Annotated in this window: 9 protein-coding genes and 1 pseudogene; 8 read left to right on the plus strand and 2 right to left on the minus strand. The window is 64.5% G+C overall.

What is annotated here, in order from left to right:
• Nucleotides 1-486: 486 nt before the first annotated feature.
• The 3 genes from RT513_RS17620 to RT513_RS17630 are packed head-to-tail and all read left to right on the plus strand — an operon-like array spanning nt 487 to nt 2,302.
• The gene (locus RT513_RS17620) at nt 487-1,293 is read left to right on the plus strand and encodes a S49 family peptidase (protein WP_290689954.1); all 807 of its coding nucleotides are present in this window, start codon (nt 487-489) and stop codon (nt 1,291-1,293) included.
• Between the two features lies 1 nt (nt 1,294).
• Nucleotides 1,295-1,480, plus strand: a complete 186-nt coding sequence (locus RT513_RS17625; RefSeq protein ID WP_290689952.1) for a hypothetical protein — start codon at nt 1,295-1,297, stop codon at nt 1,478-1,480.
• A 39-nt stretch (nt 1,481-1,519) separates the two neighbouring features.
• Entirely contained in the window at nt 1,520-2,302 is a 783-nt protein-coding gene (locus RT513_RS17630; RefSeq protein ID WP_290689950.1) for an SDR family oxidoreductase, read from the plus strand.
• A gap of 80 nt (nt 2,303-2,382) precedes the next feature.
• Here RT513_RS17630 and RT513_RS17635 read toward each other — a convergent pair whose 3' ends face one another.
• Nucleotides 2,383-2,520, minus strand: a complete 138-nt coding sequence (locus RT513_RS17635; protein WP_179209199.1) for a hypothetical protein — start codon at nt 2,518-2,520, stop codon at nt 2,383-2,385.
• A gap of 117 nt (nt 2,521-2,637) precedes the next feature.
• Here RT513_RS17635 and uvrC point away from each other — a divergent pair, with 117 nt between their 5' ends.
• Nucleotides 2,638-4,509: an excinuclease ABC subunit UvrC gene (uvrC, locus tag RT513_RS17640; protein WP_088215833.1), complete on the plus strand. Its 1,872-nt coding sequence runs from the start codon at nt 2,638-2,640 to the stop codon at nt 4,507-4,509.
• Nucleotides 4,510-4,514: 5 nt separating this feature from the next.
• Here uvrC and RT513_RS17645 read toward each other — a convergent pair whose 3' ends face one another.
• On the minus strand, nt 4,515-5,135 hold the full coding sequence (locus RT513_RS17645) for a restriction endonuclease (RefSeq protein WP_313534197.1): 621 nt from the start codon (nt 5,133-5,135) through the stop codon (nt 4,515-4,517).
• Here RT513_RS17645 and RT513_RS17650 point away from each other — a divergent pair.
• From RT513_RS17650 to RT513_RS17665, 4 genes and pseudogenes are all read left to right on the plus strand, one after another.
• Nucleotides 5,082-5,274 (plus strand): annotated as a pseudogene (locus RT513_RS17650) (integrase core domain-containing protein); the annotation flags it as partial. The gene RT513_RS17645 and the pseudogene RT513_RS17650 sit on opposite strands and share 54 nt — an antisense overlap.
• Before the next feature lie 579 nt (nt 5,275-5,853).
• On the plus strand, nt 5,854-6,519 hold the full coding sequence (pgsA, locus tag RT513_RS17655; RefSeq protein ID WP_088215835.1) for a CDP-diacylglycerol--glycerol-3-phosphate 3-phosphatidyltransferase: 666 nt from the start codon (nt 5,854-5,856) through the stop codon (nt 6,517-6,519).
• Entirely contained in the window at nt 6,516-6,764 is a 249-nt protein-coding gene (gene moaD, locus RT513_RS17660) for a molybdopterin converting factor subunit 1 (protein WP_088215836.1), read from the plus strand. Before pgsA ends, moaD begins: the two co-directional genes overlap by 4 nt.
• A 3-nt stretch (nt 6,765-6,767) precedes the next feature.
• On the plus strand, nt 6,768-7,214 hold the full coding sequence (locus RT513_RS17665) for a molybdenum cofactor biosynthesis protein MoaE (RefSeq protein WP_290689948.1): 447 nt from the start codon (nt 6,768-6,770) through the stop codon (nt 7,212-7,214).
• Nucleotides 7,215-7,226 lie beyond the last annotated feature (12 nt).

Below are 7,226 nucleotides of genomic sequence, written 5' to 3' on the forward strand. Positions count from 1 at the left end.
GTCGGAGCAGTCGGAGCAGTCGGAGCAGTCGGAGCAGTCGGAGCAGTCGGAGCAGGTCAGAAGAAATTTCGCAGCCCATCGCTGGGACAGAGTTCTTACGGAGCTTCGGTCGATGGCAATCCGATCTGTTTGTGAGAAAACCCGTGTTACCTCCGGTTCCCGGACATGAGCTGACCCGGCATCGCGGCGGAGCGATTCCGACGGCTGGCGGCTGATCAGCCATCTTCATCCGACGATACGCCTTCTGCTGTGCCATCCCGGCCCTGGTGACAGGCTGCCCTGTCTCCGCCAGACGGCCTGCCGCGCGCGGTCGCGTCTCCGGCACAGAGAACCAAATCCCCCTGACCTGCCGCCGATCACCTCCCTTCTGAGCCGCCGACCACCGCCCTTTTGACAGGAGTTGTCGCCGGGCCGGACAGGCCTGTGCGGTGCCGGTCCCGGCGGCACCACTTGCCGGAGGGGGGTATCCGCGCATAGATGCGGCTCATGGCTTTCACATTTTCCTTGTCCCGCCGTCCGACCGTCGCTGTCATCCGCCTGCAGGGCACCATCGCCGCAGGTGGCCGCGGGGGGTTGAGCGATGCGTCCCTTGCTCCGGTGATCACCCGTGCTTTCGCGAAGAAGCCGGTTGCGGTGGCGCTTGCCGTGAATTCTCCCGGTGGCTCTCCGGTGCAGAGCGCGCTCATCGCCGCGCGCATCCGCCGTCTGGCGGAGGAGAAGCAGGTGCCCGTCCATGCCTTCGTGGAGGATGTGGCGGCCTCGGGGGGCTACTGGCTCGCCACGGCGGGGGATGATATCTGGGCCGATGACAGTTCCCTTCTCGGATCCATCGGGGTCATCCATGCCTCCTTCGGGTTTCCCGAGTTCATTCATCGCCACGGCATCGAGCGGCGGGTGCTGACGGCGGGCCGTTCAAAGAGCCTTGCCGATCCGTTCCGCAGCATGACGGAAGCCGACGAGCAGCGGATCCGGGCTTTGCTGGAGCCGATCCATGGGAATTTCATCCGTCACGTGGAGATGCGGCGCGGTCCGCGGCTGGCCAGCGACGTCGATCTGTTTCAGGGCGATGTCTGGGTCGGTCAGCAGGCGGTTGCACTGGGTCTCGCCGATGGGATCGGACATCTCGTGCCGCGCATGAAGGCGGTCTATGGTGACAAGGTCCGCTTTCGCGCGTTCGGGCCGAAACGGTCCCTGCTGTCGCGGCTTGGCATGCAGGCGCTGGGCGCGGAAGCGCTGGCCGGGGTGGAGGGGGCTGTGGAGGAGCGGGCGCTGTGGGCGAGATACGGGTTGTGACATGTTGTTGAAAATCGCGATATTCTTTCTGGCGGCGGTCGTTCTGCTCGGCTTTCTGGGCCAGATGCGCTGGTTCCTGCCCACGCGGAAGCAACAGCCGCCGCAGATTTCGAAGCCGCAACGGTGTGGCGACTGCGGAACGTGGCTCATCGGGCGGAAGACCTGCCCCTGCAAGGACAAGGCCTGACGCGTTTTCCGGCGCATCCGAGGGCGGAAGGGAGAAGACATGGCACCCAAGGCACTGGTTACGGGCGCAGGCAAACGCATCGGGCGGGAGATGGCGCTCTACCTCGGCCAGCGGGGATATGAGGTCGCGGTCCATTACTCCGCCTCCGCCAATGGGGCGGATGAGGTCGTCCGCCAGATTCGCGACGCGGGCGGACAGGCCGTGGCACTTCAGGGCGACTTGCTGAGCGCCTCGGAGACGGAAAGCCTCGTGCCTCGCGCAGTGGATATGCTGGGCGGTGCGCTGACCCTGCTGGTCAACAATGCGTCGATCTTCGAATACGACACGCTTGCCTCGGCCACGGCGGAAAGCTGGGACCGGCACATCGGCTCCAATCTTCGTGCGCCGTTCTTTCTGACGCAGGCCTTTGCCGCACAGGCGCCACAGGCGGGCAAGGATGACCGGGGAGAGACAGTGGCGCAGGCGCTCGTCGTCAACATCATCGACCAGCGGGTAGAGAAGCTGACGCCGGAATTCATGACCTATACGATCGCCAAGATGGGGCTCTGGGCCTTTACCCGCACGGCGGCGCAGGCGCTTGCTCCGACGATCCGGGTCAACGGCATCGCACCGGGGCCGACGCTTCGCGGCGCGCGTCAGGATGACGACCACTATCGCCGCCAGCGGGCCGCGACGATTCTGGAACGCGGGGCCGATCCCTCGGACATCACCGCGGCTCTGGGATATCTGATCGAGGCGCGGTCCGTCACCGGGCAGCTTCTGTTCGTCGATGGCGGGCAGCGGCTTGCCTGGCAGACGCCGGACATCCTCGGGACGAAATAACCTTTCGCGTCCTTTTCGCCCGGGGCAAGCGGCACCGAGACTTGACTTTTCCCGAGCGGGCGCGGCCCGTCACGAATTGTTCACGATTCATCCGCATTTGCTGCCGCTTTGCCTGCGTCAAAAAATTTTACTCGCAAAATCAGCGTGTTGTAATCGTGCCCAAAAAACGGGCAGCTTGACGAAGGGGCAGGAAAACAAGGAAAAAGGCTCTCTGCCATGAAGTTGTCTCCAGACTTATCCACAAAAGTCGTGGACTCCTTTTCCCTTGCATACCGAGTGCCCAGATTGCAGCCCATGCCGGGAATCGACCCGGTCGCCAAGAGGAGAGCCATCCCGTGACCGCCGCCGAACCCAGACCGGATCAGCCCAAAACCGGACATGCGGTGATTGCGGATTATCTTCGCACGCTCGACTCCTCGCCCGGCGTTTACCGGATGCTGGATGGCGAGGGGCGCGTGCTCTACGTCGGCAAGGCGCGGAACCTGAAGGCGCGGGTGTCGAATTACGCGCGCCCCTCCGGCCATTCGGGGCGCATCGCGCGGATGATCCGCGAGACGGCCTCCATGATGTTCCTGACCACCCGGACGGAGGTGGAGGCGCTGCTGCTGGAGCAGAACCTCATCAAGCAGCTGAAGCCGCGCTACAACGTGCTGCTGCGCGACGACAAGAGCTTTCCGAACATCCTGCTGTCGCGGGAGCACCCCTTTCCGCCGATCAAGAAGCACCGTGGCCGAAAGGCGGAGAAGGGGGACTACTTCGGCCCCTTCGCCTCCGCCGATGCGGTGAACCGGACGATCAACCAGTTGCAGAAGGTGTTCCTGCTGCGCACCTGCTCCGACGCCACCTTCTCCAGCAGAACGCGGCCCTGTCTGCTCTACCAGATCAAGCGTTGCTCCGCCCCCTGCGTGGGCCACGTCTCGGAGGAGGGCTATGCGGGCCTCGTCCACGATGCGAAGGAGTTTCTGGAAGGCCGCACGACCCATGTACAGGCCGAACTCGCCACCGAGATGCAGGCCGCGTCGGAAGCGATGGAGTTTGAGCGCGCCGCCGCGCTGCGGGACCGTATCAGGGCGCTGACGCAGGTCCAGTCCTCGCAGGGGATCAATCCGCGCGGCGTGGCGGAAGCGGACGTGATTTCGCTTTACTTGGAGGGGGGGCAGGCCTGCGTGCAGGTCTTCTTTATCCGCGCGAACCAGAGCTGGGGCAATCGCGACTACTACCCCCGGACCGGTTCCGGCGCGGAGGCGGGGGAGGTGCTGGAGGCGTTTCTGACGCAGTTCTACGACGACAAGACGCCGCCGCGCCTCATCCTGCTGTCGCAGGAGATCGACAATGCCGATCTCGTGACGGAGGCGCTTCGGGAGCGCGCGGGCCGCAAGGTGGAAATCAGCGTGCCGCTCCGCGGGGAGAAGGCGGAGCTGGTTGCCAACGCGCTCCGCAACGCGCGCGAAAGCCTTGCCCGCCGCCTGTCGGAGAGCGCCACACAGGCGCGGCTCCTGGAGGGGGTGGCGGAGGCCTTCGGGCTCGAGGCGCCGCCCGCGCGGATCGAGGTTTACGACAACTCCCACATTCAGGGCACGAACGCGGTCGGCGGCATGATCGTCGCGGGGCCGGAGGGATTCATCAAGTCGCAGTATCGCAAGTTCAACATCAAGGGCACCGAGATCACGCCCGGCGATGACTTCGGCATGATGAAGGAGGTGCTGACCCGGCGGTTCCAGCGGCTGCTGAAGGAAGACCCGGAACGGCAGGGCGAGGCCTGGCCCGACCTGCTGCTGATCGACGGCGGGGCAGGGCAGGTCTCGGCCGTGCATGAGATCATGGCCGAACTGGGGGTCGAGGATATTCCGATGGTGGGCGTCGCCAAGGGGATCGACCGGGATGCCGGCAAGGAGGAGTTCTACCGCACCGGTGCGCCGCCATTTGCGCTCCGCCACAATGATCCGGTGCTCTATTTCATCCAGCGTCTCCGCGACGAGGCGCACCGATTCGCGATCGGCACCCACCGTGCCAAGCGGGCGAAGTCCATGGGCGCCACTCCGCTGGATGAGATACCGGGCGTCGGCGCGTCGCGCAAACGCGCGTTGCTTCAGCATTTCGGTTCCGCCAAGGCGGTGGCCCGGGCCGGTCTGTCCGACCTGAAGGCAGCGCCCGGCATATCAGAGGCGATTGCCCAGACGGTTTACGATTTCTTCCACAAGGACTGAGTTGCTCAAATCTCTGCTTCGTCGAAGAAATCCCTATCCACCGTCCTGATGAGATAGGTAGCCCGCGTTCGCACGCCCACGCCATGGGTGAGCATGAGATCGGCCAGCCGACGGCCGTTGATCAGGGCGACACGGTGTTGCACCCGCCGCAGATAATCCGAGGCATCTCGTGAAAAATCCGAAGTCGTGACGAAAACCCCCTTCGTCGCGCCTTCGCCGGTGAGCGATCCGATAAACTTCTGCATGTCCGGCCGACCGACCCGATGATCCTCCGCATAGCGCTTGGCCTGCACGAATACCGCATCGAGGCCCAAGGCGTCCTCATGGATGATCCCGTCGATCCCGTCATCGGCTCCTTGCGCGGTCAGGCGTCCGTTCGTCAGGTCTCCGCCTCCGAATCCCATCGCACCAGGCAGCTCCAGGATGACACGCTCGAAGCGCCGAGGAGTCATCCGGCGCACCAGGGTCAACAGTTCGTCCCGCACCGCGGCATTGAGTTGCTGCGATGCAGTTTCGATGGCGTCTTCAGGGGTCTGGTCGGTGGCAGAATGTTCCACCGCGGAAGGTGGGACGGGAAGCCGCAGCAAAACGCTTACGTCGAGCGTTACAACAGGACGGTCCGGCATGAATGGCTGGACCTCTTAATCTTTGAAACAATCGAGGAGGCACAGGAGATCCAACCGGCTACGGACTTACAATAATGAGCGCCGCAACACGGGCATCGGCGGCATTACGCCCGCCCAGAAACTGAAGATGGCTGCCTGAGGTCTACTTCTGCGCCCCGTTGAAACGGAGAGGATTACCGGACGCGTGGCAAGGAAAATGCCCGTTCCCGAGCCGCGCCACCCCTGTGCAAGATTTCCAGCCAGTGAACGCAGGCTGGATATCGCTCCAGCATTCTGACGTCGATCTTGTCTGGTTTGGAAGCCAGCAATGCCTTCCCCTCCGCTGTGATCTGATGGTTGCCTCGCCCGACCGACCCCAAAAGCCCGGCTTTGGGGAGATAGGTCCGCGCCCGGTGGATCCGCCCGCTGGATCCGATTGTGGATGACTGTCTGTTTCCCGCAGGAGAGAAGGACATCTTCGTCGCTGATATGCAGCTACTATGCAGCTACGGCTGAAGGGCACATACATTCACCCACGCGCCGCGGTCGTTCGTCCTCAAGACAAGTGAGGACGGGCAGCGTGCAGGTCTGAAAGTGTGGAAGCGATATGATACGCTGGAGCAGAAATCTTGGTATTCGGTAGACCGGTCCTGACCTCCGCCGCAAGAAGCGGGCTCTCCCCTTTCAACCCCCGGTCCGACGGGCTAGGTATGTCGCCGAGACAACAGGGGCGCCGCGCATGAAGTGGAACATTCCGAACATCCTCACCGTGTTCCGGCTGATCGCGGCAGCGGGGGTGCCGGTGATGTTTCTCTACTTTGCCCGCCCCTGGGCCGACTGGTTCGCGCTGGCGCTGTTCATTGGCGCGGCGGTGACCGACTGGATCGACGGCTACCTCGCCCGTGCCTGGGGACAGGAGAGCCATTTCGGTGCGGCGATGGACCCGATCGCCGACAAGGCGATGGTGGTGATCGCGCTGCTCGTGATCACCGGCTACTCCGGCATGAACCCATGGCTCATCCTTCCGGCGACCGTCATCCTGTTTCGGGAGGTGTTCGTCTCCGGCCTGCGGGAATATCTGGGAGACCGTTCGCGGCTCCTGAAGGTGACCCGGCTCGCCAAGTGGAAGACGACGGCCCAGATGGTCGCGATCGCCGTGCTGTTTCTCGGCACCGGCCTCGACTATCTGAACGGCATCCACCTGCGCGGCATGACGGCGGAGGCTTATGCCCGCGCGGTGGAACTGGGAACGGCCGATCCGGTCCGCACCTGCTTTGCCACCGGCTGCGCCGGTGCGGCGACGGTTCTGGGGCTGGGGCTGATCTGGATCGCTGCTGGCCTTACCATCGTCACAGGCTTTGACTATTTCAGAAAGGCGCTGCCCTATCTGAAGGAGCCGAAATGATCGACATCCTCTATTTCGCCTGGGTGCGGGAGCGGATCGGTCTGCCGAAGGAGCGGCTGGAGACGGCGGCCCCCGACGTGACCGCGCTGGTTGAGGAGCTGAAGGCGCGGGAGCCGCGCTATGCCGCCGCCTTCGCCGATACGCGCGCCCTGCGTGTCGCGCTGGATCAGGAGCTTGCCGATTTCGACGCCCCGCTGGCCGGGGTGAGGGAGGTCGCCTTCTTCCCGCCGATGACGGGGGGCTGAGGCATGGACATCCGCGTCCAGAGCGAGGCCTTCGCGCCCGGGCAGGAGCTTGACGCCTTTACCCGCCGTGCCTCCGCCGCCGGGGCGGTCGTCAGCTTCACCGGTGTGGTGCGCGACGTGGCGGGCGGCCTCATCGCCATGGAGATCGAGCACTACCCCGGCATGACCGAGCGTGCCATCGCCGGGATGGTGGAGGAGGCGGTGCGCCGCTTCGCGCTTCTGGATGCGCTGGTGATCCACCGCTACGGACGGCTTGCGCCGGGGGATCAGATCATGATGGTCGCCACCGCCTCTGCCCACCGTGGAGCGGCCTTTGCCGCGGCGGAGTTCCTGATGGACTGGCTCAAATCCCGCGCCCCTTTCTGGAAGAAGGAACTGACGACCGGCGCAGCCGACTGGGTCGCCGCGCGGCAGGAGGATGAAGACCAGCTTGACCGCTGGCAGGACTGACCGCAGGCCCTC

Source organism: Haematobacter sp. (assembly GCF_032102465.1).
In the GTDB taxonomy this organism is placed as follows: domain Bacteria; phylum Pseudomonadota; class Alphaproteobacteria; order Rhodobacterales; family Rhodobacteraceae; genus Haematobacter.

Coding starts and splice junctions, on each gene's coding strand:
- moaD (WP_088215836.1), top strand. CDS start 6,516: ATGATCGACATCCTCTATTTCGCCTGGGTGCGGGAGCGGATCGGTCTG.
- RT513_RS17620 (WP_290689954.1), top strand. CDS start 487: ATGGCTTTCACATTTTCCTTGTCCCGCCGTCCGACCGTCGCTGTCATC.
- RT513_RS17635 (WP_179209199.1), bottom strand. CDS start 2,520: ATGGCAGAGAGCCTTTTTCCTTGTTTTCCTGCCCCTTCGTCAAGCTGC.
- RT513_RS17625 (WP_290689952.1), top strand. CDS start 1,295: ATGTTGTTGAAAATCGCGATATTCTTTCTGGCGGCGGTCGTTCTGCTC.
- RT513_RS17665 (WP_290689948.1), top strand. CDS start 6,768: ATGGACATCCGCGTCCAGAGCGAGGCCTTCGCGCCCGGGCAGGAGCTT.
- RT513_RS17645 (WP_313534197.1), bottom strand. CDS start 5,135: ATGCCGGACCGTCCTGTTGTAACGCTCGACGTAAGCGTTTTGCTGCGG.
- pgsA (WP_088215835.1), top strand. CDS start 5,854: ATGAAGTGGAACATTCCGAACATCCTCACCGTGTTCCGGCTGATCGCG.
- RT513_RS17630 (WP_290689950.1), top strand. CDS start 1,520: ATGGCACCCAAGGCACTGGTTACGGGCGCAGGCAAACGCATCGGGCGG.